This window comes from Gelidibacter salicanalis, assembly GCF_016469035.1.
GTDB lineage: Bacteria > Bacteroidota > Bacteroidia > Flavobacteriales > Flavobacteriaceae > Gelidibacter > Gelidibacter salicanalis_A.
In genome coordinates, this window is record NZ_JAEHJZ010000007.1 from 21,324 (window position 1) to 46,027 (window position 24,704).

Annotated in this window: 17 protein-coding genes; 6 read left to right on the forward strand and 11 right to left on the reverse strand. The window is 37.1% G+C overall.

The window, feature by feature from the left end; all coding sequences use genetic code 11:
• Positions 1 to 123: 123 nt before the first annotated feature.
• Positions 124 to 2,907: an excinuclease ABC subunit UvrA gene (gene uvrA / locus JEM65_RS04315; protein WP_199597432.1), complete on the forward strand. Its 2,784-nt coding sequence runs from the start codon at positions 124 to 126 to the stop codon at positions 2,905 to 2,907.
• Between the two features lie 92 nt (positions 2,908 to 2,999).
• Here uvrA and JEM65_RS04320 read toward each other — a convergent pair whose 3' ends face one another.
• Positions 3,000 to 4,046 (reverse strand): DUF3667 domain-containing protein, encoded by a 1,047-nt coding sequence (locus tag JEM65_RS04320; RefSeq protein WP_199597434.1) that lies wholly within the window; start codon positions 4,044 to 4,046, stop codon positions 3,000 to 3,002.
• Between the two features lie 141 nt (positions 4,047 to 4,187).
• Positions 4,188 to 5,153 carry a sterol desaturase family protein gene (locus JEM65_RS04325; RefSeq protein ID WP_199597436.1) on the reverse strand — a complete coding sequence of 322 codons (966 nt, stop codon included), beginning with the start codon at positions 5,151 to 5,153 and terminating at the stop codon, positions 4,188 to 4,190.
• Positions 5,154 to 6,218: 1,065 nt separating this feature from the next.
• Here JEM65_RS04325 and JEM65_RS04330 point away from each other — a divergent pair.
• Together JEM65_RS04330 and JEM65_RS04335 are read left to right on the forward strand one after the other, a co-directional pair.
• Positions 6,219 to 7,145, forward strand: coding sequence for a helix-turn-helix domain-containing protein (locus JEM65_RS04330; RefSeq protein WP_199597438.1), 927 nt, complete (start codon positions 6,219 to 6,221; stop codon positions 7,143 to 7,145).
• Positions 7,146 to 7,588: 443 nt separating this feature from the next.
• Positions 7,589 to 8,860, forward strand: a complete 1,272-nt coding sequence (locus JEM65_RS04335) for a hypothetical protein (RefSeq protein WP_199597440.1) — start codon at positions 7,589 to 7,591, stop codon at positions 8,858 to 8,860.
• A 239-nt stretch (positions 8,861 to 9,099) separates the two neighbouring features.
• Here the strand turns inward: JEM65_RS04335 and JEM65_RS04340 are convergent, their stop codons facing one another.
• From JEM65_RS04340 to JEM65_RS04355, 4 genes are all read right to left on the reverse strand, one after another.
• Complete coding sequence (locus JEM65_RS04340; protein ID WP_199597442.1) at positions 9,100 to 10,557, reverse strand: oligosaccharide flippase family protein; 1,458 nt, start codon at positions 10,555 to 10,557, stop codon at positions 9,100 to 9,102.
• Positions 10,558 to 10,605: 48 nt separating this feature from the next.
• Positions 10,606 to 11,883 carry a glycosyltransferase gene (locus tag JEM65_RS04345; RefSeq protein WP_199597444.1) on the reverse strand — a complete coding sequence of 426 codons (1,278 nt, stop codon included), beginning with the start codon at positions 11,881 to 11,883 and terminating at the stop codon, positions 10,606 to 10,608.
• Positions 11,884 to 11,950: 67 nt separating this feature from the next.
• Entirely contained in the window at positions 11,951 to 14,383 is a 2,433-nt protein-coding gene (locus JEM65_RS04350) for a YfhO family protein (RefSeq protein WP_199597445.1), read from the reverse strand.
• A 30-nt stretch (positions 14,384 to 14,413) separates the two neighbouring features.
• Positions 14,414 to 14,692: a DUF4834 family protein gene (locus tag JEM65_RS04355; RefSeq protein WP_199597447.1), complete on the reverse strand. Its 279-nt coding sequence runs from the start codon at positions 14,690 to 14,692 to the stop codon at positions 14,414 to 14,416.
• Between the two features lie 205 nt (positions 14,693 to 14,897).
• Here JEM65_RS04355 and JEM65_RS04360 point away from each other — a divergent pair, with 205 nt between their 5' ends.
• A complete protein-coding gene (locus JEM65_RS04360) occupies positions 14,898 to 15,851 on the forward strand; it encodes a transporter (protein ID WP_199597449.1) in 954 nt (317 codons plus the stop codon).
• A gap of 28 nt (positions 15,852 to 15,879) precedes the next feature.
• A complete protein-coding gene (locus JEM65_RS04365) occupies positions 15,880 to 17,001 on the forward strand; it encodes a GTP cyclohydrolase (protein ID WP_199597451.1) in 1,122 nt (373 codons plus the stop codon).
• A gap of 130 nt (positions 17,002 to 17,131) precedes the next feature.
• Here JEM65_RS04365 and JEM65_RS04370 read toward each other — a convergent pair whose 3' ends face one another.
• From JEM65_RS04370 to JEM65_RS04380, 3 genes are all read right to left on the reverse strand, one after another.
• Complete coding sequence (locus JEM65_RS04370) at positions 17,132 to 18,391, reverse strand: aminotransferase class I/II-fold pyridoxal phosphate-dependent enzyme (protein ID WP_199597455.1); 1,260 nt, start codon at positions 18,389 to 18,391, stop codon at positions 17,132 to 17,134.
• A 225-nt stretch (positions 18,392 to 18,616) separates the two neighbouring features.
• A complete protein-coding gene (locus tag JEM65_RS04375) occupies positions 18,617 to 19,657 on the reverse strand; it encodes a PLP-dependent cysteine synthase family protein (RefSeq protein WP_199597456.1) in 1,041 nt (346 codons plus the stop codon).
• A gap of 163 nt (positions 19,658 to 19,820) precedes the next feature.
• Positions 19,821 to 21,881, reverse strand: coding sequence for a S9 family peptidase (locus JEM65_RS04380; RefSeq protein ID WP_199597457.1), 2,061 nt, complete (start codon positions 21,879 to 21,881; stop codon positions 19,821 to 19,823).
• Between the two features lie 198 nt (positions 21,882 to 22,079).
• Between JEM65_RS04380 and JEM65_RS04385 the strand changes: the two genes are divergently transcribed.
• Positions 22,080 to 22,403, forward strand: coding sequence for a YbaB/EbfC family nucleoid-associated protein (locus JEM65_RS04385; protein ID WP_199597459.1), 324 nt, complete (start codon positions 22,080 to 22,082; stop codon positions 22,401 to 22,403).
• Between the two features lie 64 nt (positions 22,404 to 22,467).
• Here JEM65_RS04385 and JEM65_RS04390 read toward each other — a convergent pair whose 3' ends face one another.
• Positions 22,468 to 23,523, reverse strand: a complete 1,056-nt coding sequence (locus JEM65_RS04390) for a glycosyltransferase (RefSeq protein WP_199597461.1) — start codon at positions 23,521 to 23,523, stop codon at positions 22,468 to 22,470.
• A gap of 157 nt (positions 23,524 to 23,680) precedes the next feature.
• On the reverse strand, positions 23,681 to 24,700 hold the full coding sequence (locus tag JEM65_RS04395) for a threonine aldolase family protein (protein WP_199597465.1): 1,020 nt from the start codon (positions 24,698 to 24,700) through the stop codon (positions 23,681 to 23,683).
• Positions 24,701 to 24,704: the final 4 nt, after the last annotated feature.

Below are 24,704 nucleotides of genomic sequence, written 5' to 3' on the forward strand. Positions count from 1 at the left end.
TAACAATAATCGTTCCTAAAAAACAAAAAAACAACTAAAACTTTAACATTTTATTGCACAATAACTTTATTTTAGGACTGCGTTAGATGTACTATCTTTGCATTCTTATATGTAAAAATGACTATGAACGTTAACCTTTCAGAAGTAAATCCAAAAGAAAATATCATTATAAAAGGCGCCAACCTACACAACCTAAAGAATTTGGATGTGGTGATTCCGCGCAATAAATTGGTGGTGATCACAGGGTTGTCTGGCTCAGGAAAGTCGAGTTTGGCATTTGACACCTTGTATGCTGAAGGACAAAGGCGCTACGTGGAAAGTTTGTCTAGTTATGCGCGTCAGTTTTTGGGACGACTTAACAAACCTAAAGTTGATTACATTAAAGGGATCGCGCCGGCAATTGCCATAGAGCAAAAAGTCAATTCGACCAATCCACGATCTACTGTGGGTACCACTACAGAAATCTACGACTATTTAAAATTACTTTTTGCAAGAATTGGTAAAACGTACTCGCCTATTTCAGGAAATTTAGTTAAAAAGCATACCACTGCCGATGTACTTAATTTAGTCAAATCTTTTGAAGATGGAGAACGGTTGTTGCTCCTCGCTCCTATCAATTTAGAAGAAGGCCGAACCATGCCCGATAAATTAAAAGTGCTCCAACAACAAGGCTACGCTCGAGTGCAGTATAAACAGGAGGTGTTGCGCATTGAAGATGCACTTGATAAAGACCTTAAAAATGAGGTGTTTTTAGTGGTTGACAGAATTGTGGTAAAACATGAAGAAGATTTTTACAACCGTCTGGCTGATGCTATTGAAACCGCATTCTTTGAAGGAAAGGGCACTACTATAATAGAATCACTTTCTGACCATAACCAAACGGCCTTCAATAACAAGTTTGAATTGGATGGCATGACATTTTTGGAGCCTAATGTGCATTTGTTCAGCTTTAATAATCCTTATGGTGCCTGCCCAAAATGTGAAGGTTACGGTGATGTGATTGGGATTGATGAAGAGTTGGTTATCCCCAATACAGCGTTATCTGTTTTTGAAAACGCCATTTTCCCTTGGCGCGGAGAGAGCATGAGCTGGTACAGAGACCAATTGGTCAACAACTCTCATAAATTTAACTTTCCTATCCATAAGCCCTATTTCCAATTGACAGAAGCTCAAAAAGAATTGGTTTGGGAAGGTAATTCACATTTTTCAGGTTTGAACAATTTCTTTGCAGAATTGGAATCAAAGGCCTATAAAATTCAAAATCGAGTAATGCTTTCGCGTTATAGAGGCAAAACCAAATGCAGCAAGTGCCACGGTAAACGTTTAAGACCAGAAGCTAATTACGTAAAAATTGGAGGCGTCACCATTACTGATTTGGTCACCCTACCTCTAGATAAACTCACCGTGTTTTTTGATACACTCAAACTTAATGAATACGACACAACCATAGCGAAGCGCTTATTAAAGGAAATATCAAACAGGCTTGCGTTTTTATCCAATGTCGGGCTAGATTATTTAACGATCAATAGAAAGTCCAACACTTTATCAGGTGGCGAGAGTCAACGGATCAATCTGGCGACCTCTTTAGGTAGCAGCTTGGTAGGATCGATGTATATCTTAGATGAACCGAGCATTGGTTTACACCCAAAAGACACTGAAAAACTCATTGTGGTGCTTAAAGCGTTGCGCGATTTAGGCAATACGGTTATCGTAGTAGAACATGATGAAGACATCATGCAGGCTGCAGATCAAATCATTGATATTGGTCCTGAAGCAGGAACTCTTGGTGGTGAGGTTGTAGCTGAAGGTACATATAATGATATTTTAAAATCCGAATCGTTAACCGCTCAATATTTGAACGGGAAACTAAAAATTGAAGTCCCTAAGAAACGGCGTACCTCCAAATATCAAATTAATATTGTAGGTGCAAGAGAGCATAATTTACAAAATGTTGACGTCACACTTCCTTTAGAAATGTTAACCGTCATCACCGGTGTTTCTGGAAGTGGAAAAAGCACCTTGGTCAAAAAAATACTGTTCCCGGCCATTCAAAAGGAGTTGACAGGTTTTGGTGATAAACCCGGACAGTTTACGGAGTTGAAAGGCAATTACAAAAACATTAAACATATTGAGTTTGTTGATCAAAACCCGATTGGACGTTCGTCACGTTCCAACCCAGTTACGTATGTCAAGGCTTATGATGATGTCAGGGCGCTTTTTGCCAATCAGAAATTGAGTAAAATTAGAAACTATCAGGCCAAACATTTCAGTTTTAACGTTGATGGCGGTCGCTGTGAAACCTGTAAAGGAGATGGCGAAGTGACCATTGAAATGCAATTTATGGCTGATGTACATTTAACCTGTGAAACCTGTAATGGCAAACGTTTTAAAAAAGAAGTTTTAGAAGTTACTTTTGAGGGAAAAAACATTGATGATGTCCTCAACATGACCATTGATGATGCCATTGCGTTTTTTGACAAACATCAACAAACACGAATCCAAAGCAAATTACAGCCTTTACAAGATGTAGGATTAGGGTATGTGACCTTGGGCCAGAGCTCTTCAACACTTTCTGGGGGTGAAGCACAACGTATCAAGCTAGCAACCTTTCTCGGCAAAGGCTCCAAAAGCGACAATGCGCTCTTTATTTTTGATGAACCCACTACAGGACTCCATTTTCATGACATAAAAAAACTTTTAAAATCGTTTCAAGCGCTCATTGCACAAGGACATTCTATTATTGTAATTGAACATAATCTCGAATTAATAAAATGTGCTGATTATGTAATTGATTTAGGACCTGAAGGGGGAGAACGTGGCGGAAAAGTAGTGGCGGCGGGCACTCCTGAAGAGTTGGTGAAAAACAAAAATTCAGTGACCGGAAAATATTTGAAAGAAAAACTTTAAGTCGTACGTGGTCGTTGCAGTAGTTGCTCTGGTTAGGTGTAAGGAAAATTTAGGTAAGCCGCCGATAAACACGTTGTGCCCTGCAATCTTCATCAATAAAACAAGAAGGCCATGAACCCCATAATGACCAACGCAAAGGGTGCCACAATCGATAAAAACAAAAAACTAATCACATTGGTTTTGAAAAAGCTCATACCGATGCCCTGCCCGTAAAAACGCCTCACTCCCATAAACAAATAAAAGAAGACTGAAAGCAGCATCAAAAACATCAACCAAATTGGAAAATTTGGCCAGATTAAATACCCAATAACTATTAAGGTCAAAATGGCAAATAGGAAGGCAAAAAAGTAAAAACTAAATACCAAATGGTGCGCAAACCTGCCTTTCTTGTGATAAAATAGTTTTAAAATGAGTGCAAAAATTGGCAACAGAATAAACATTGCCAATGGGACGCTATCATAAAAGGCATGCAATATGGAGCCCCCACTTTTATTTTTAAGGAATTTTAGCGCTTGCTTGTAGGCCCGCTTTGTTAAAAAACCATCGTCTGCCTCCATTCCCATTTTTTTGTAAATGGCTTCATCAGAAGCGCCCGCGGTAATCATCGAATCTATTTCCGTTTCGCTAAAATTTATATTAAAAGGAGTGTTTGAACTTTGGGTTTTAGCCTCTCCAAGATCTTCAGGTTTAAGCTTATCATCTAGGGCAACTAAAGAATCCTTCTCTGCCAATAGATCCTTATGAATTGCTACCCTATTTTTAACGGAGTCCTGATAGAGATGGCTTCGTTCAATCTCTTTCTTGATTTCGTTATCAATAATTTCTGCTTGTTGACGACTGATAAATGAAAATAAAAAGAAGAATACGATGGAGATAAACAAATACATCTGTGCGGGATGTAAATAAAGCAATCGTCTTCCTTCAACAAATTGCTTTGCAAGATATCCAGGTTTGAACATTAAGGGGAAAAAACTCTTGAAGAATCGAGCGTCTACAGAAAAATAATTACTAAGAGTATTATTAAAAAGAACCCCTAAGGTCAATTGATCATCTGATTTTTGTCCGCAGTAAGGACAATACGGATAATGACTATCAAACTGCTGGAGACAGTTTTTACACTCTGTTAAAGACCTCGCCATAAGTTCATATATTGGAGCTTTAAAAGTAGTAAAAAAATATTTTTGATTAAAATTCCCGAACTCAAATCATTTGTGGACCATCTCGTAGAAATAATCATTAGGCACCTAAACTAATAAAAAATCTGGTAGGGCATAAAAACCCTAAGCACGAGAAACCAAAACCTTTTCATGCTCTTTTTCAGCTTGGCGTTGTTCCATGGCCATCTCTCTCCGAATTTGTTTTACCGTTTTTGTACTCCCATCATGACTCCATCCTGGAGGCCCAAAAACGTACATGAATTTATGTCTAAGGTTTTTAGACTTCTTCATATCCTTCCAGATATCAGCATATTCATGTGTCAAGATCACCCATATATTATAAGAATCTGGCGGTTGGGTAACGCCGTATGTAATATCTATACTTTCATCGAGTGGTTTCCACGTACCAAAAATTCGGTCAAAAACATTTAAGATGCCGCCGTGATTTTTATCCATATATTCAAGATTACAAGCATGATGCACCTGATGCATGGTATGGGTATTCAAAAATTTATCCAAAAAACCTAATTTCGGAATAAACACTGTATGCAATTGAAATTGCCATATCGCTTCAATTCCTAAACATACCACAAGCATTTCTGGCGGAAAACCGATAGCAACAATCCACACATAAAATAAGGGTTTATAAAATATTGTAAACCAGCCGTTCCTGACCGCGGTACCTAAATTAAAATTATCAGATGAATGATGTACAATATGGGCTGCCCAAAAGAACCTGACCATATGATTTTGACGATGGAACCAATAATATGACAAATCATCACACAACATACACAAAATCCAAACATACCACGCGTACCCAAACGATTCATAACCCATAATATTTGTACGTACACCGTCTACCAAAGGATTGAAAAGGTCGTACACAAAACTAAATAATAGGATGACTGTTATTGTTTTGACAATCGGTGCAATAACTGCAGACCCTACCCCCATACCAACGCTAGAAGCGAGATCCCGCCAATTGTATAAATCTTTATGATCATGAGTTTTACTGTAGGTAAGTTCTAATAAAATCATACCTAAAAAGAAAGGAACCCCATATACTAGGGGATTTGTGAAATCCATATAATTGTAGAAAAAAAAGCTTAAATATTAAGACTTTATTGTTAAGTGGGCAAAGATAGTTAATAAAATATGGCTTCAATAGAGGGGATCCCGTTATTTATAAAAAACAGCCTAAAGTAAAGAAAACTACCTGAAATATGTGGTATTGCGCCATTTTTGCACTTAAACATCAACAACTAGTTCAAAATAATTTTAAGACTCTCTTTACCTATTCGTTTGCTTGTCTCTACCGGTTATAATGCCTATGTTTACTTTTAAAGTTGTGATTAGAGCATTCATCAAACAAACGCTGTTAATTTTATAATTATGTTGGGAACCATCATACCTTCAATACCTGGCAGTATTGGTGATTTGTTTATAGCAATTCTATTTGCGTTCCATTTCCGTAAGTCTAAAATTATCTTCCTGAATTTTAAGCACCCGCGAGTGTGCTTCAACCAATCGTTTCAACTCTAGCCGTCGTGTATCACAAATAGTGTGCACTATTAAAACTCGTAAGGCTAGGTTTATTAATTACGATTACTCCTTTTTTATGCATTCAAGATTTTAATTTTTAAACAGATAACATCATGGCTAAAGGAAAGACCTTAAAAACTCCCAAAAAGGGTTTAAAAGCACTTAAACAGGAGAAGATCCAAATGAAATTGGAAGAAAAGAAAAACAGAAAACGAAGATAGTTTTAATTGAAGTACTCCAATTTAAAACATTCCAAAATCCCTTGAAACTGAAAATTGTTGCGAGGGATTTTTTTATTCAAAATTCGTCCTCATTTATTGTCCGAAAATTATTAATTCAAGATATACCCCTTCCAAAACAACACTCACATGTTCTCAATTCCTTCCCGTTTATACTGCACTCACCGGCGGAATATCACAAACATATAAATTGCTGTATTTGTTTCATTTATAACAAAATACGGCATGAATTCTTTACTAATTAACATTAATTAAGAGCATATTATACAATATTTAACACCATTTTTACAACCTATATCAGACCAGATGCCAGTTATGAGCCGTACATATAATAATCAATTTGAGGAAAACCCTTACTAAAACTATTATTATGAACCCTTCAGCACAGGTCTTAGAGACTGATACAATATTAATAAACAATTCGAAGAATCTCGATGAGACTACTCACTTGGCTAAAGAATCAATTGAAATCTCAGAGCTAGAATTCCAAACCGTTTTATTACAACATAAACGAATAAAATCTAATCAAAACGGACTGTTATTCATTTTTAATTTAAAGGATGATATTACTTGTCGCACAGCCTCAAACAATCAAGACTTTTGTTTAGGGAGTTTCCAAAGTATGATGTTAACACAAGGTCAAGAGATAAGCTTAGTTTTTCCTAGAGAACGCAACTACCATTTCTGTATTATCACTGTGGATAGATTAGAAACTTTGGGAAATTTTAAAGCTGATTCTTTACAAACTAATTTCAAATCTAAAAATGTACATGATTGTTGGTATACAGGAATACCCAATATAAAACTCTCTAACTTTATTTATGACCTCATGAATTTGGATCGTACATTTTCAGACAATCTACATCTTCTGTTAGGCTACACAAATATTGTTATTGGCTCAAAATTAGAGGAATATAACCAATTTATAAAGGGACCACAAAAACTAGTAGATTTAAGAACCGATGAAATCAATCGCATTCATGACTGTATTCACTATATACAAGAAAATTATGCCCAACCATTAGACGTTGATATGTTATGCTTGAAGTCTTCACTTTCTGCCAATAAACTTCAAATGGGTTTTAAAGAGTTGTATGGGCATACGGTGACCTCTTTTATCAAAAATTACCGACTTGAAAAAGCTGAAGAATTCATAAGAACCACTGAAATGAATGTTTCTCAAATAGTGTATTCCGTAGGCCTCACCAGCAGAAGTTATTTTTCAAAAATATTTAGAGAAAAATATCAACTCAGTCCTAATGAGTATTTGAGAAAAATGAAATTTGTGGTAGCATAATCTTTGCTAAACAAAACACAATACTCCATTTGATATAGATTGAATTTTATTTCCATATTTCTCCGATTTCCAAAACAAAATCACTTTATCGATTGTCCGTAAACGTCATTATGATATCAATTGATTCATTATTATTACATGTATATTTCATCAAAAAAAAACACATATTTGTCTTTTTACCGCGTAAATCTGCGCGATTTGCGGGATAATCTTTCCATACGCTTCTTTGTTTTTCCCGCAGATCTCGCAGATGTTCGCAGATTTTTTTACTAGTATGACAAAAAACGGATATACAAAGCATTTTATATTGGCTACACAGTAAAAGGCAACTAAACCGATTGCGATATAACGGAATCAAAACCAACGCTATCACGGCTAGCTTGAGTTTTTGGCACATTGTTTGTATTCTAATAAACAGATAATAAATTAAAATCCCAAAACTCATGAAAAAATTAGCTTTACTTTTTACTGCCGTATTCCTCCTCGGGGTATCAGTAGACGCAAAAACCACCAACACTGCTAAAGACGATTCATTCAATAAAGGCTACTCTAAGGGGTATGGTAATTCCTTTATTTTTACCGAAGGTGGTATTGAGTTTTCGGTATTCCCTGATGGGCAATTTGACTTCTATGCGCCAAACTATGGTCCGGATGCTCATGTTTCCATCAATACACCTAATGTGTCCTTTAGTTTTAATACTGGTTATGACTATAGCCCGTATGTACAATATGACGATTATGGTGCTATCATACAAATTGAAAATATTCCAATTTATTATGATTACTACGGCCGTATCACACAAGCTGGCAACATCAATATCCACTACAACAGCTACGGCCATGTAAACCGTGTAGGGGGTTTATATGTGCATTATGACCGTCACCATAGATTTTCTCACTATTCAGGATATATCAACGTCTATAACCAGGTTTATGTACATAGACCTTGGCATCGTTATTACGCCATCCCGGCGCATGACTACCGTGTAGTTTACGTACAACCTTATCGACAACATTACAAACCAGTAAGACATCATTACTACAGACCCTATGCGAATAACTATAGAGCACCTGTAAGATACACGCCGCAACCGCGCCAATATTCAAACAGTTCTGGTAGAAGAAATGCGATGGCAACGAACTCCCGTAGCAGTGATCGTTACCGTCAGGATGCTTCAGCTCGCCGAAGTAATGGGATCTCTTCGAGAGGTAGCACTAGGAGAACGGATAACACTGTAGCACGTACTTCAAATTCAAATAGAATTGAAAACTCTAGAGGCAACAATGGCATCTCAAAAAGCATGAATAGAGAAGCATCAGAAAGAACGCAATATCAACGTGCCACACAAGCACCAAGAAGCAACGAACGTTCGGTAAATACTAATGTTTCAAGATCTATAGACAGAAATTCGGATAGCCGCAATACAACGCGCAATGCTCCAAGAACTGTTAAAAACAATAGCGGCACCGTAAGTACCACTAGAAGAAGTCAGACCACAACCTCTGCGCAATCTAGTAGAACTGTAAACTCTAAAAGTAATCCTAAAAGCTCGGTGCAAAGAAAACCAAATGCCGCCCCGTCTCGTACATATAATAAAGCGGAAAGCACCAGTAGAAATACCCGTGACACCCGATCTAATAGTAGAAGAAACGCCAATGTAGATCGACAAGCGTCAACGTCGGTACCAAGATCTACACAAGGTAGAGGAAATTAATATCCATAAATTTTCTGGTTGGTTAGTTGGAATGTCCTGCAAGTAGTATGCCTCAAAGCACCTTGCGGGATGTTCCTTTTTTTATTCCTGCGAAGGCAGGGATCTCATGAAAATTAAACAAACGTATAAAATTGAGAAGGATAAATTATTCTTGTAAAATGGATGAAGAAATTTTAAAATAGTTTTAACTGTAATTTTAACTGAGGACTCTAGAGATTTCCAATCGATTACTATCGCTCCTACCGCAATTTCAAATACTTTCTTATCAGCGCGCTAATATCCTCGGAAACGTTCATCTTAAAAATGATGAAGACATACATCAAAGTAATCAAAACAGTTTTTAAGGCGATATTTATCAACGGATAAAATGGAAACTCCCAAAAGTAGAACAACCCAACCATTGCCATTAGCAGAAGCACTACTTTTCCCGTATCTATGGTAAAAGGCATCATGTTAAATTTACGCTTGACGAAATATATTTTAATCGTATTATAGACTGACACAGCTAAAAATGTTGCAAATGCCGATCCGTTTATTCCAAACCTTGGTATAAATATCATGTTGAGGACTACCGTCAGAATGGTCAAAATTACACCAAACAGCAAAACCACCCGGTAATAATCACTATTAAACAAAACGACGTTGTTACAGCCCATTAAACAGTCGTAAAGCTTGGCCATACTCACCAAAAACACCACTACCAATCCACCGCTAAACTGTACCGGAATGGTTTCATAAAGCGAATTGATGTTCAATATGATGAGCAAGAAAATGAGTCCGCCAATAATAAATAAGGTCTGGGAACTGCGGACATACAAATCCTCTAAGGCGACTTTATTTTTTTCATTCAAATACTTCGCCGTTAAAGGCTGGAGGATTTGTTGCATTGATCTTGAAGGCACGACTATAACTGTGGCAATGTAAATTGCAACGCCATAATAAGCTACTTTTTCAATAGAAATGTACATCCCCAACATAAAACTGTCAATATCCAAAATGACCGTTGCGATAGATCCCGCAATAATGATTAAAAACGTATATTTTAAAATCGAGCTCAACCGGTCAATTCTATTGAACTTAAAGACAGGTAATCGAACACTGAAGGCATAGAACATCATAATTAACATTCGCAATGCATAGACGCCAATTACTCCGACAATAAAAGCATCTACAGAAATCCATTCAAAATAGACGCAAAATAGCAGTAACATGATGCCTACACGATGGAAGACTTCTTTTAGGAAGTTTCCAAAAACAGTCTGCATTTGAGTTTTGGTCCAGGCAAAAAACACCTCAAAGTAGGCCATGACAATAGCAGCTAAATAAATGTACCACACATAATTGCCAATAATTGGATTTTTTTGCGACAGTAAATTCGCAATACTGTCATAAGCAAAAACACCAATTAACCCTATTGGAATAATAAGTGCCAAGGGTAAAAATAGCATGAGGGTCAAGAAACTATTGAGTGAGTTCTTTGTTTTAAATGTAGAATAGAATTTTACAATGGTATTGTGTACCCCAAAAGCCATTAAAGGCATCATTATACTGGCGGTAGATAACATAAAGGAAATCAACCCATAGTGTACATCAGAAATAAAGAATACATATAAATACAGCGTATTCAAAGCGCCTATGGCAAACCCTAAATAAGTGGTGATAGTATTCTTAAAAGATTGGCTGGTGACTATTCCCATAGAATTTTAAAACCCGAAGATAAGAATTTTGAGCTGCAAGACAAGAGGTCAGATGAGTTCTGCTAATTTTTTGGTGAGTGCTTTTCTGCTGTACTGCTGTAAACCTATAGGATGTGTTGATAATGCTGAATTTCTATAATCCTCAAAACAAGAACGAAGATATACTTTTAGTTCTGTCTCAGCGTTATAACCAAAATAACGTCCGGTATTTGTAGCTTTTAGGATGTGTTCAACGTCAGAATCTTGCGGCCCTACTGCAATAATGGGGGTTTCAGCAACCATATATTCAAACAATTTTCCAGGGATAATAGCTTTGGTGTCTTCAGAATCAATTTCAATCATTAAGAGCAGTTGTGATTGCCTTTGAGAAACTAAAGCCTCAATGTGATTGACATAGCCCACAATCTCAATGTTATTTTCCGGAATAAATTTCCGAATTTCCTGCAATACATCATCACTCACCACACCAATTAATTTTAAAACAAAAGCATCTTTAAAACCCTTGTCTTCTTTAATCAATTTGCCCAAAACCTTCCACAACACCTTCGGGTTGCGTTCAGACAATAAAGATCCTATATGGGCTAATGAAAAACTTCGGTCCTTTTTAGTCTTGGGAAGTGGTTGATAATCATACCCATTGGTAATTACAGTTATGGGTTGATTGGATTTTGTGGCGAATTCCTTCTTGGTATTCTCACTGGTAACGAGTATATGATCAGCAGTTGAGAGTACCTGTTTCTCCATATGTTCGTGCTTTTGCGCAGCACTTGTACTGAGTTTCAATTTTTTATGATAACCAATAGTCGTCCAAGGATCCCGAAAATCAGCAATCCATTTGACGCCTAATGTTGCTTTTAATTGCAGACCTATTAAATGAATACTATGCGGTGGCCCCGTAGTTATAACCGTTTGTATGTGATGCTTTTTAATATATTCTGACAAGTAAGTGACCGAAGGTTTTACCCATGCTTTTCGGGCGTCTGGAATAAAATAATTGCCACGCACATACAGCATCAGTTGCTGCATGACCGTTTGTTTCTTTTCTTTGGGGATGACGCCAGAACTAATAGTTTTAGAGGATTGCTTTGAAAAGAACTCAGCCAGTTTATAAGGTTCATTTATGGGCTGTTTAAGAATTGTAACCTCTTTTGGAATCTCCTCCAACAAGGTGTTATCGAGCATTGGATAACTCGGATTTTCAGGAACATACACAATGGGTTGTACGTCGAAATCTGGAAGGTATTTAACAAACTTCAACCAGCGCTGCACCCCAGGACCGCCTGCCGGTGGCCAATAATAAGTGATGATGAGTGCTTTTTTTGGCATATGTTCATTCCCACGAAAGTGGGAATCTCTTATAATAATTATCGATTATACATTCTAAAGGGTCTCCTTACGAGGTGGCGTTACTATTCTCAGAAACCCGCTTGCGTACATATACAAAACCCACCAAAATGAGTATCCCAAACAAAACACTACTTCCGAGCGCAATGCTGCTACCTGTTTTAATAACTTGTGGTTCAAATTTAAATTCTACAGTATGCTGACCTTTTGGAATTGGCATCCCACGCAACACGTAATTAACTCGGTAATGAGGCTGCAGCTCACCATCAATATAAGCGTTCCAACCATCCCCATAATAGACTTCAGAAAACACCGCAAACCCATCATTAGGATTGTTAGAGTTATACTTTAGATAGTTTGGTTTATAACTTGAGAGTTTGATTGTTGCAGATGAATCTATACTAAATTTGGCCGTACTTAATTCCTGTGTGGTTACCGCCTTTGTTTTGGTGTCTAAACTATCTAAAGCGGTCATTTCTGCATTGGCTGAATTCACTTTTTCTAAGTCCGAAATAAACCACGCATTGCCATTGGCATCCTCGTTTTTGTAAGGAAAAACACCACCTTTTTCATCATCGGCAATAATGTATTTGGTGTTAAACATATTCAATACATTAATATTGTTCTGGGCAATATAAAAATTAAACAGCTCATTATAGCGTCCTAATTTTGCAGCATGATACCCACTTAGTGAATTGTGGAAATACGAGGCTCGGGCGCCACTTGACGCCACATCCAACACTCTAAAATGGCCGTCATCCTTTAATATCTCCAAATCGGCAGCATTGGCTTGATAAGGCTTACTCACTTGCAGTGGCGATACAAAGTTCTCATTGTTAACATAGCGTCTGTCTACATTAATCAAATCAAACAAAATCAGTACCGCGAACACAACAACTAACATGTTTTGAGACAATTTCTTCTTTAAAAACAACCAAATAGCGCCGGCAGAAAGCAACACTAATATCAGTGTCCGCAAAGCATCTGTAGTAAACATCGCTTTCCGATCAGCTTTTAGAGCATCTACAAAACTTTGACCATATTCGCCATACGCTTGTCTATAATAGCCATCGTTAACGCCCACAAAATCAAAGGAACCCTTGAACAGCAAAAACAGAATAGCAAGTCCTCCCGATATTCCCGCAGCAATCTTTAAAGCCTTAAGCTTGCCCTCATTCTTTTCAAAATCGTTGAACAGGTGTACCAATCCGAAAATAGCCAATATAGGTATACAGAGCTCCAAAATAACTTGGATAGAACTCACTGCCCTGAATTTATCATACATTGGCACATAATCAATAAAGAAATCGGTTAAAATGCCCAAATTTTTCCCGTAGGACAATAGCAAAGACATGATTGTGCCACCAACGAGCCACCATTTTAAGCGACCTTTAACTACAAAAAGCGCAAACACAAATAGGAACAGCACCACAGCACCAACATAGGCAGGGGCTTCTACAATAGGTTGATTTCCCCAATACGTTGGCGTGTGTTTCACTTCGCGCATGGCTTCTACAGGGCTCGCTCCAATTGAGGTGTAAAACTTATACATTTCAGAATCCTTGCCAACATCCTCTCCATTACCACCGCCCAAAAGCCTTGGAATAAAAAGGTTGAAGGTTTCTAGAAATCCATAACTGTATTCTGTAATGTAGTCTTTATCCAGTCCTGAAGTTATTGCTTTAGGAGTCCCGTCAGGATTGATGGTCAATTCACTTTTACCACGCGTACTTTCCTTAACATACTCTTGCGTTGCCATAATATTTGTGGCATTCATTCCTATGGCTAAGATCACCGCAAAAAACAGGATCCCTACCGATTTGAAAAAGTGAGGCAGCAGCTTCTTTTTATAAGCATCAAATAGATAAACTGCTCCGAGTATCAATACCAAGAGCAATAAATAATAAGTCATTTGATAATGATTGGCACTTAACTCCAATGCCATCGCAACTGTTGTCAATAGAAACCCCCAGATATAGTTTTTTTGAAAAACGAGCAGAATACCGCTCAACACCAAGGGCATATAGGCAATAGCGTGCGCTTTACTATTGTGGCCAACACCTAGAATAATAATGAGATAGGTAGAAAACCCGAAGGCTAAAGCACCCAACGCAGCCAATTTATAATTGACTTTAAGCGTGAGCAGTAGAATATAGAACCCGATAAAATATAAAAATAGATAATCAGCCGGTCTTGGAAGAAAACGCAAGACAGAATCCAATTTTTTAATATAGTTATGAGGATATTGGGCGCCTAATTGATAGGTAGGCATGCCTCCAAAAGCACTGTTGGTCCAATAGGTTTCTTCTCCGGTAGCTGCCCTGAAATCAGTTTGTTGTTTAGACATCCCAATATACTGCATGATATCACTCTGGAAAATTTGTTTACCACTCAAAACCGGACTGAAATAAGCCAGTGAAAGTGCTATAAAACCAATAATAACTAAGAGGTGTGGGAGGAATTTTTTTAGTGACAGAGCCATGAACTATTGCGATTGTTTGATTGTGGAAAATTAATCAATTTCTTCGTAATCGACGTACTCCCCCACTTTTTTATCAGAAGACTGACGTCGGTCTGGTGTTTTATCAATAATGGTCTCTCCTTCCTTTGGACGGTTTCTTTCGGCATCCGGTTGCTGTTGAAATTGACCTCCAAAGCGTTCTTGCACTTTTTTAGACATATAACGCATAACATATGGAGCAAAAAGTTTCATAAGAATCTTTATACCATAATAGACCAATAAAATAATCAAAATGGTTCTTAAAAAACCTGTAAAGGACGCCATTTGCATAATGAAAAGTAATTTTCTACAAAAGTACAATTCTTCGCATTTAAAAACTCTTTTAAATCCTTAAAAAAAATATAAAATACCGCTGTTTCACGCCGTATCATCACTTCAAACAATTTACTTCATGCCTTTGGCTGTGCTTATCAATACATTAAAAGCAATTCAAAATCAAAAAAAATATGTAGTTTTGAGGCTAATCAATAAGAAAATGAAATCTGTCAAATATTTCTTAATATTTTTAATTTTCACGTGTACTCAATTCGCAGTTGCCCAATATACCGAAGTCATTAATTCCAACAGACCCGGAGTCTCACAAAGTGCCTTTGCTGTTGGTCCAAACGTCATCCAGTTTGAAGCGGGTCCTTATATCTTTAAAGAAGAACATACCCCACTAAACTATGATGTTTCAGGTTTTGGTGTCGATTTTGCAGCACGTTATGGATTGCTGTTTGAGGAACTGGAATTGAATATTCAAGGCAACTATCAAAATGACACGAAAACCTTCAACGCCTCAGGTATGGATCAGAAACGTGGCAATTTTAAAAACCTCACCATTGGTGCGAAGTATATGGTTTATGATCCTTACCGAAAGTCCGCAGAAGAGAAACCCAATTTATACAGTTGGAAAGCAAACCATCAGTTTAAATGGAAATCCCTAATCCCCGCTGTAGCCATTTATGCCGGTGCAAATTTTGACACAGAAGACAATCCTTATACTGCTCCAGGAATTGAAGGGTTTAGCCCTAAAGTGGCGTTAATCTCCCAAAATAATTTTTCTGGAGGATGGGTATTTGTAATCAATTTAATTAAAGACCGGATTGGAACAGACCAATCTGATTTTCAATATATCTTAACTTTAACCCATTCTTTTAATCCGAAATGGGCTGTTTTCGGAGAAACACAAGGCATTAAAAGTGATTTCTATGCCGATAATTTATTTCGTTTTGGAGGAGCATATCTTTGGAGCAAAAATTTTCAATTGGATACTGCTTTAACCTTTAATACAAAAGACACCCCATCAGTTTTTGGAGTGAATTTTGGAATGTCTTACCGCTTAGATTTTCACCAAGACAAAGAGATTGACAATGGCAATTCTGCCCAAGACGAATTAAGACTTCAAGAACGACGCATTCAAAAGAAGAAAGAAACTGACTTTAATTAATGGTGCCGGCAATTTTTAAGACCACTTTATGATTACAATTAAGCAAGTAAGTTCCCCAAAAGATTTAAAGGCATTTGTGAAATTTCCTTTTGAACTTTATAAAGACTCCACAAAATGGGTCCCTCCCATTATCAAACAAGAATTAGAAACTTTTGACAAAAATAAGAATCCGATTTTTAATGATGCGGAGGCAACCCTCTTTTTGGCCTATAAAAACAACGAAATTGTTGGAAGAATAGCAGCGATAATCAATTGGCTGGAAGTGAAGCAGCAAAACCAAAAGAAAATGCGTTTTGGATGGTTTGATGTCATTGATGATGTTGAAGTCACCAAGGCTCTTTTAGAAAAAGTCCACGAAATTGGTAAGGCCAATGCGCTGGACTATGTTGAAGGTCCTGTAGGGTTTTCAAATCTCGACAAAGTAGGGTTGATGACTGAAGGTTATGAATACATGGGCAATATGATCACGTGGTATAATTACCCATATTATGTGAACCATTTTCAGGAATTGGGTTACAAGGATGAAAAATTATACTCTGAAAGCCGCTTTCCTTTTTCTAATGTCAAAACTGAGCATTTTTATAAGGCTCAAGAACTCATAAAAAAACGTTATCAACTTACGGCATTGGGATTTACCAAAACCGAAGAAGTGATGCCATACGTTGATAAGATGTTTGATCTTTTTAATCAGTCTTATGCGTCATTATCTTCCTTTGTAGCGATCACGGATATTCAGAAAGCGTATTTTAAGAAGAAATTCATCAGTTTTGTCAATCCTGAATACATCAAATTTGTAGTGGATAAAAATGACGAATTGGTTGCTTTTGCCATAGTAATGCCGTCTTTTGCGAAAGCTTTACAAAAAACGAAAGGGAAGTTATTTCCTTTTGGTTTTACACATATTCTACATGCCAAAAAACACAGCAAAGAAGTTGTCTTCTATTTGATAGGTATTCATCCTGATTATCAAAACAAAGGTGTTACTGCAGTTATATTTAATGAATACTACAATGTATTTACTAAAAAAGGAATTCTAAACTGTGTCAGGACACCGGAATTGGAAGATAACTTGGCCATTCATCAAATATGGAAACACTTTAAACCTGAGGTTTTTAAAAGGAGAAAGACGGTGCGGAAAGCGATTGAATAACAGCAGTTCCTGAATAATTAGAGAGTTCTTTAAGAGTAAAAAGAGAACTTTAATTTAGTAGCTGAGTATATAAAACAAAAAATCCCAATAATGTATTGGGATTTTTTTGTTTTTATTTGGTTTTTATAACCTACTCACCCATTGCTGCGGCAACAGATGCTGATAATCTTTTATAAGTACCGTTTTCCAAACGCGTTCTGATTTCTTCAAAAGCATCTAAAGTTTCGGTGATATCCACTAAGGTATGTGTTGCCGTTGGTATCATTCTTAGTAAGATTAATCCTTTAGGAATAACCGGATACACAACAATAGAACAGAAAATGCCGTGATTTTCGCGTAAATCTTTTACTAAAGCCATTGCTTCAGGAATACTTCCTTTTAAATAGACTGGCGTCACACAACTTTGTGTAGTACCTATATCAAAACCACGGGATTTAAGTCCAGATTGTAGGGCATTGGTATTTTCCCAAAGCTTTTCTTTTAATTCTGGCATGGTTTTCAACATTTCCAAACGCTTGCGAGCCCCAACTACCAATTGCATTTGTAGTGATTTCGCGAACATTTGTGAACGCAAGTTGTATTTTAAGTAATCTATGATTTCTTGGTCTGCAGCAATAAAAGCGCCAGTACTGGCCAGTGATTTCGCAAATGTTGCAAAATATACATCAATACCATCTTGAACACCTTGCTCCTCACCTGCTCCAGCGCCTGTTTTACCAAGCGTACCAAAACCGTGGGCATCATCCACTAAAAAGCGAAAATTATATTTTTCTTTAAGCGCTACAATTTCTTTTAAACGACCTTGTTCACCACGCATTCCAAACACACCTTCAGATATCACAAGGATTCCTCCACCAGTTTGTTCTGCCATTTTAGTAGCACGATCTAAGTTTTTCTCTAAACTTTCAACATCATTGTGCTTATAGGTAAAACGTTTGCCCATATGCAGGCGCACACCGTCAATAATACAAGCATGAGCATCTACATCATAAACAATAATATCATCTTTGGACACTAACGCATCAATGGTAGACACCATACCTTGGTATCCAAAATTTAAAAGATATGCTGCTTCCTTATTTACAAATTCTGCCAACTCATTCTGTAAGACTTCATGAAGACCTGTATGACCGGACATCATACGCGCGCCCATTGGGTAAGCTGAACCATAATCGGCTGCAGCTTGGGCATCCGTTTTTCTGACTTCAGGATGGTTTGCCAATCCTAAATAATCATTGATACTCCAAGTGATAACATCCTTACCACGGAATTTCATGCGATTAGAGATTTGACCTTCCAATTTCGGAAACACAAAATAGCCTTCAGCTTGTGAAGCCCATTTACCAAGAGGGCCTTTATCTCTGTAAATTTTATCAAATAAGTCTTTCATGTAATGTTAGTATTATTCGGACATAAGCAGCCACGTTATTCAACCTTTATACGGGCTAAAGCACTGTGGCGTGATCATCTTCAATTAGTCTAATTAGTTCGGGCAAAATTAACTAAATTCCTTTTCATGGCATAATTTAGTTATAAACCGCTGTTTATAACATTTCAGCCCACAAAAAACCCTATAACGCTAGAGTTGTTACAGGATTATAGAGTTGTTGTTCAATTATTTAATGTATTGTATAGATTCTAATGTACCCACCTTCTTACTATCAAAAAAGCCTTGCTCCTCCATCCATTTATCATTATAAATCTTGCTCATGTAACGCGAACCGTGGTCTGGAAAGATAACAACCACCTGATCTCCGGCTTTAAACTCGCCCTCTTCCTGAAGTTGTTTAATGGCTTGCATTGCTGCCCCACTAGTGTAACCAACAAATAAGCCTTCAGTACGGGAAATTTCTCGTGCGGTATGGGCGCTTTCTTCATCGGTAACTTTTACAAATTCATCAATCATATCAAAATCTGTAGCGGTAGGAATCAGATTTTTTCCTAAACCTTCAATTCTATACGGATAAATTTCGTCGTGGTCAAACTCACGTGTTTCATGATATTTTTTCAACACAGAACCGTAAGCATCTACACCTATAATTTTTATGTTTGGATTTTGCTCTTTCAGATATTTTGCAGTTCCAGAAATTGTTCCTCCTGTACCACTAGCAGCGACCAAATGTGTAATTTGACCTTCCGTTTGTTGCCAAATTTCAGGGCCAGTGCTATTGTAATGGGCATCAATATTCAATTGATTGAAATACTGATTGATGTAAATAGAACCTTTAGTTTCTTCGTGTAAGCGTTTTGCAACTTCATAATACGACCTCGGGTCATCAGCACTAACATGGGCAGGACACACATAAACCTGTGCTCCCATTGATTTTAGCATATCAATTTTATCTGGAGATGATTTTGAACTTACTGCAAGGATACATTTATACCCCTTAATGATACTCACCATAGCGATACTAAAACCTGTATTACCTGAAGTGGTTTCAACAATAGTATCTCCCGGATTTAAAATACCTTGTCTTTCAGCTTCCTCTATAATATGTAATGCAATGCGATCTTTTGAAGAATGGCCGGGGTTGAAAGCTTCTACTTTTGCGTAAAATTCACCCTTATAGTCAGCCGTGATTTTGTTTAGTTTGATAAGAGGCGTATTACCTATCAGTTGCAATACGTTATCAAATACCTGGATGTCTTTTTTCATACGTGTTTCTTATTCTTTACAATAGTACGTACAGTATCGCGAATGTTAATTTCTGTTTTTTTATAACGATGGAAAACACCGCGATTTTATAAATGCTATTCACTGATTACAATTTAAAAAAAATGTAACCTAAAACGTTGCAAACGTACGTTTTTTTTTTCAATTAGGCATGAATGTTTTCTAAGTCTAACAAAAATGCATACTCTTCCGCATCTTCTTTTAAGGCTTCGAAACGTCCTGAAGCTCCTCCATGTCCTGCTTTCATGTTAGTTTTTAAAAGCAACTTGTTCTGATCCGTTTTATAAGTTCTTAATTTGGCCACCCATTTTGCAGGCTCCCAATATTGTACTTGAGAATCATGTAGCCCTGTCGTGATTAATATATGGGGATACTCTTGTTTCTTCACATTGTCATAAGGCGAATACGACTTTATGTAATCATAATACGTTTTGTCATTTGGATTCCCCCATTCATCATACTCCCCCGTTGTTAAGGGAATCGAATCATCTAACATGGTAGTCACGACATCCACAAAAGGAACTGCCGCGATTACACCTTTATAAAGTTCAGGAGCTTCGTTTATTACCGCACCAATTAAAAGGCCGCCTGCACTTCCACCCAGCGCATATAAGTGTTCTGAAGAAGTATATTGTTCAGCAATTACATACTTTGAGCACTCAATAAAATCAGTAAACGTGTTTTTCTTTTGGAGCAATTTGCCACCTTCATACCACATACGTCCCAAATACTCACCACCTCTTACGTGTGCAATAGCGTAAATAAAACCTCTATCTAACAAACTCAAACGGATACTAGAAAAGTACGGATCAATGGTATGACCGTAAGAACCATACGCATATAGCAACACCGGATTAGTACCGTCTTTCTTAATCCCTTTTTTATAGACCATGGAAATTGGCACTTTAGTACCATCAGTAGACGTGGCCCAAACTCTTTCAGAAGCGTAATTATCCTTATCAAAGTTTGGATCTAAAACCTCTTGTTCTTTTAAAATGGTTTTCTCCTTGGTAACCATATTAAAGTCAATACTGGACGATGGGGTGGTCATGGAATTGTAGCCATAGCGCAATATATTGGTCTCAAACTCCACATTTGTAGAGGTAAAGGCAGTATAGGTTTCATTATCAAAAGGAAGGTAATAATCGTCAGTGCCATCCCAACGTTTAATGCGGATATGGTTCAGTCCATTGGTACGCTCGCTAATGACTAAAAAGTCTTTAAAAATATCAATATCTTCAAGTAAAACCTCTTCTCTGTGAGGAAGGACCTCCGTCCAATGGTTCAAATGGGTATCATTTTCTGGTGTTTTCATCAATTTAAAATTAACGGCACCATCTGCGTTGGTCACAATATAAAATTGATTTCCATAATGCGCAATGCTGTACTCCAATCCTCTTACACGCTCTTGAAAAACAGTAAAGTCTTCATCGGGAGTATCCGCCTTCAAAATATGATACTCATTGGTGAGCGTGCTGTAACAAGCAATAATTAAATATTTTTTTGATTTAGATTTATAAACTGCTACCCCAAACGTATCATCTTCTTCATGAAACACAAGCGTATCGTTTGCTGACGCACTTCCTAATTTATGCTTTAGAACTTTATCTGAGCGTAGCGTTTTTTCATCCTTGACGGTATAGAATAAGGTTTTGTTATCATTGGCCCAAGTTGCTGAACCTGTGGTGTTAGGGATCGCATCTGAATACAGTTCATCCGTCACCAAACTCTTAATTTGCAAAGTGTAGTTACGTCTTCCTACTGTATCCGTTCCAAAGGCAATCATGGTGTTATCAGGGCTCACGCTTAATCCTACCAACTTAAAATAATCATGCCCTGCCGCCATCACATTACAGTCAAACAACAATTCTTCAGGATTGTCCAACGTATCCTTTTTTCTGATATAAATTGGATAATCTTTACCTATTTCATATTTAACGATGTACCAATAGCCGTTGTATTTATAAGGAACAGATTCATCATCTTCCTTAATTCTGGCCTTCATTTCTTCAAAAAGTGTAGTTTCAAAATCCTTATACTTTGAAGTGACGGCATCGTAATACTGGTTTTCAGCATTTAAATACTCAATAACTTCCTGATTTTCCTTATCATTTAACCAATAATAATCATCGTTACGATCATCATCATGGATACTCAAGGTTTTGAGGAGTTGTTTTGCTTTTGGAGGCTGAATAAAATTTGTCATTGGTGTATTTTTATAACGGATTGCAAAAGTACTCTTTTAAAAGAAGAGCGCACAAAGGGCAAAGGTATAGAATTGATAAAAAAGTAAAATCATCTGCTTATTACCTCTATATCTTTTTGTGAGATTTATTAGCTCAGAGATTTCGGGGGTTTCTAAATCTTTTCTTAATTTTGCTTTCTAATTTTAAAATCGAAGAATATGTTTGGAGATATGATGGGCATGATGAATAAACTCAAAGAGACCCAAAAAAAAGTTGAAGAAACCAAAGCACGTTTAAATCATGTTTTGGTTGATGAACAAAGTTCCGACGGGAAATTGAAAGTATCCTTAACTGCCAATAGAACTATAAAATCAATAACGATTGATGATGAGTTACTACAGGACAAAGAAATGCTTGAAGACTATTTAATCATGACAATGAATAAAGCTATTGAAAAAGCGACACAAGTGAATGACGCAGAATTGGCTGCTGTGGCAAAAGATGGCATGCCTAACATTCCAGGTTTGGACATGTTTAAATAATCAGTCACTACGATATGAAAAATAGCGTTTATCCTTCTAACTAAGGATAAACGCTATTTTATTATCAAGGTTTTGAAGAATTGTTTTTCAGCTTAAAAATAGGATTTAGAAGTTTAAAGAAAAAGTAAAAACTTCTTTTCGAATTTAACAACTTGCTCAAGACTTGGTACGGAATACCGTTATAATCCTTTCCTAAAAAAGAGGTTAAAGGGTACGCTTTTATATGAGTCATTGTATTCATGCGTTCTTTAACTTCATCAAAACTCATAGTAGATTCGATCATTCTTAACATCGAGAAAAACACAAAGGATTGCTGTCTGGCCTTTATACGTGTAATGGCTTCAGGGTTAGCGTTATTGCTTTCCAGTTTTGCTATAATCGGCACATGAACATTTGCTGCATTATGAAGATCTCTAATTACCTTGAGATAATGTTTAGGTTCTTTGCTGGTCATGGCTGTTCCAGGAGCAAACCGATGTCTGTGGGCATCTAATTTAAGATGTGCCATACGTCTAGCCTCTAGAATAAGCTGGAGTGAAAAGATAGCATCTTCCATCCACCCGGTTTCTATAAACCGAATATTGGAATTGACTAAAAACTCCCGATTGGTCACAAACCACCAGATTTCTCCTCTATAATTGACATTGGCCAAATACTCCTCTCCATCCACTATTGGAGAAAGCTCATCATCACCAAACGAAACCCTAAATTCTTTGCTTTTTACGAGTGTTTCAATTTTAGAAATAGAAGTAGAAAAAGACGTAGACAAAAAGGTCAATATATCCAGATCGTTAGCGTTACAAGTATCGATTAGTGTTCTTAAACTATGAGATACAAGATAATCGTCAGAATCAATAAAATAGATATACTTGCCTTTGGCACTGTCCATCCCACAGTTCCTGGCGCTACCAACGCCTCCATTCTCTTTATCTATAACTAGAATGTTAGAATTTTGATCTGCATAGCGGTGAGCTATTTGAGAACTGCTGTCTGTTGACCCATCATTAACTAAAATAATCTCATAATCATCAGGTCCCAAGCCTTGATCAAGCAAGCTGTCTAAACATTGAGCAATGTGTTTTTCAACATTGTACACTGGTATGATGATACTTAACTGCATGAAAAGGGTTTATAATTTAGGTGGCGAATATATTCAAAAATTTATAGTTTAATACCTCTAATTTTAACTTAAAAAAAATAGTCTTTAACGGTTTCAATTTTAACCCTCTTCACCTTTTATTATTATAATCATTGAAATCAAGATTGATCTCCTTTAATTATATGGATTCTAAAAGTGTAAGGAATTTGTCGTGCATTTCATCCGTATAATCCAGATGTGTAACGATACGAAGTTTACCACCGCCCATACTACTCAACCTGACGCCTTTCTCGGCGAAAGTATTTAGAAAGCTTGTATCATTCTTTTTATCGGTCAGCTCAAAAATAATAATATTTGTTTCAACGGGTTCTACATTTTTAATGCTCTCTAAGCCAGCTAACACTTTTTCGATCTCTTTGGCTTTCTGATGATCATCTTTGAGTCGTTCCATATGATGGTCTAAGGCATATAATCCCGCTGCTGCCAAGTAACCTACCTGACGCATGCCCCCACCAAGAATCTTACGGATGCGTAAGGCATTTTGCATGATGTCTTCATCGCCAATCAATACAGATCCAATAGGACATCCCAAACCTTTACTTAAACACACAGACATCGTATCAAACAATTGCCCATAATCTTGCGCTGTGTCTGGTTTTGCTACCAATGCATTCCAAATACGGGCGCCGTCCAAATGGTATCCTAACTTATGATCATTACACACGGTTCTTATTTTTTTTAATTCTTCAAAATCCCAGCAGGAGCCTCCTCCTCTATTGGCCGTGTTTTCTACTTCCACTAGGGCAGTGAGCGGACTGTGATAAAAATCTGGCGGATTAATAGCTTCAATGACATGTTCTGCCGTAAACATGCCCCGATGGCCATTTAGTAATTTGCAAGAAATGCCACTATTAAAAGATGCACCGCCACCTTCATAATGATAAATATGCGCGTTTGAGTCGCAAATAACCTGATCTCCAGGATTGGTATGCAATTTTAAAGCCGTTTGATTGGCCATGGTTCCAGTTGGAAAAAACAATGCTTTCGGTTTGCCAAACATATCAGCTAACCGTTCTTCCAACGCATTAACTGTTGGATCTTCCTTATACACGTCATCACCAACCTCAGCACTCATCATGGCTTCCAACATTCCTTGAGTTGGTTTGGTAACAGTATCACTTCTTAAATCTATAATCATTATT

Coding starts and splice junctions, on each gene's coding strand:
- JEM65_RS04360 (WP_199597449.1), top strand. CDS start 14,898: ATGAAATCTGTCAAATATTTCTTAATATTTTTAATTTTCACGTGTACT.
- JEM65_RS04390 (WP_199597461.1), bottom strand. CDS start 23,523: ATGCAGTTAAGTATCATCATACCAGTGTACAATGTTGAAAAACACATT.
- JEM65_RS04345 (WP_199597444.1), bottom strand. CDS start 11,883: ATGCCAAAAAAAGCACTCATCATCACTTATTATTGGCCACCGGCAGGC.
- JEM65_RS04355 (WP_199597447.1), bottom strand. CDS start 14,692: ATGCAAATGGCGTCCTTTACAGGTTTTTTAAGAACCATTTTGATTATT.
- JEM65_RS04395 (WP_199597465.1), bottom strand. CDS start 24,700: ATGATTATAGATTTAAGAAGTGATACTGTTACCAAACCAACTCAAGGA.
- JEM65_RS04340 (WP_199597442.1), bottom strand. CDS start 10,557: ATGGGAATAGTCACCAGCCAATCTTTTAAGAATACTATCACCACTTAT.
- uvrA (WP_199597432.1), top strand. CDS start 124: ATGAACGTTAACCTTTCAGAAGTAAATCCAAAAGAAAATATCATTATA.
- JEM65_RS04380 (WP_199597457.1), bottom strand. CDS start 21,881: ATGACAAATTTTATTCAGCCTCCAAAAGCAAAACAACTCCTCAAAACC.
- JEM65_RS04370 (WP_199597455.1), bottom strand. CDS start 18,391: ATGAAAGACTTATTTGATAAAATTTACAGAGATAAAGGCCCTCTTGGT.
- JEM65_RS04320 (WP_199597434.1), bottom strand. CDS start 4,046: ATGGCGAGGTCTTTAACAGAGTGTAAAAACTGTCTCCAGCAGTTTGAT.
- JEM65_RS04335 (WP_199597440.1), top strand. CDS start 7,589: ATGAAAAAATTAGCTTTACTTTTTACTGCCGTATTCCTCCTCGGGGTA.
- JEM65_RS04375 (WP_199597456.1), bottom strand. CDS start 19,657: ATGAAAAAAGACATCCAGGTATTTGATAACGTATTGCAACTGATAGGT.
- JEM65_RS04325 (WP_199597436.1), bottom strand. CDS start 5,153: ATGGATTTCACAAATCCCCTAGTATATGGGGTTCCTTTCTTTTTAGGT.
- JEM65_RS04330 (WP_199597438.1), top strand. CDS start 6,219: ATGAACCCTTCAGCACAGGTCTTAGAGACTGATACAATATTAATAAAC.
- JEM65_RS04350 (WP_199597445.1), bottom strand. CDS start 14,383: ATGGCTCTGTCACTAAAAAAATTCCTCCCACACCTCTTAGTTATTATT.
- JEM65_RS04385 (WP_199597459.1), top strand. CDS start 22,080: ATGTTTGGAGATATGATGGGCATGATGAATAAACTCAAAGAGACCCAA.
- JEM65_RS04365 (WP_199597451.1), top strand. CDS start 15,880: ATGATTACAATTAAGCAAGTAAGTTCCCCAAAAGATTTAAAGGCATTT.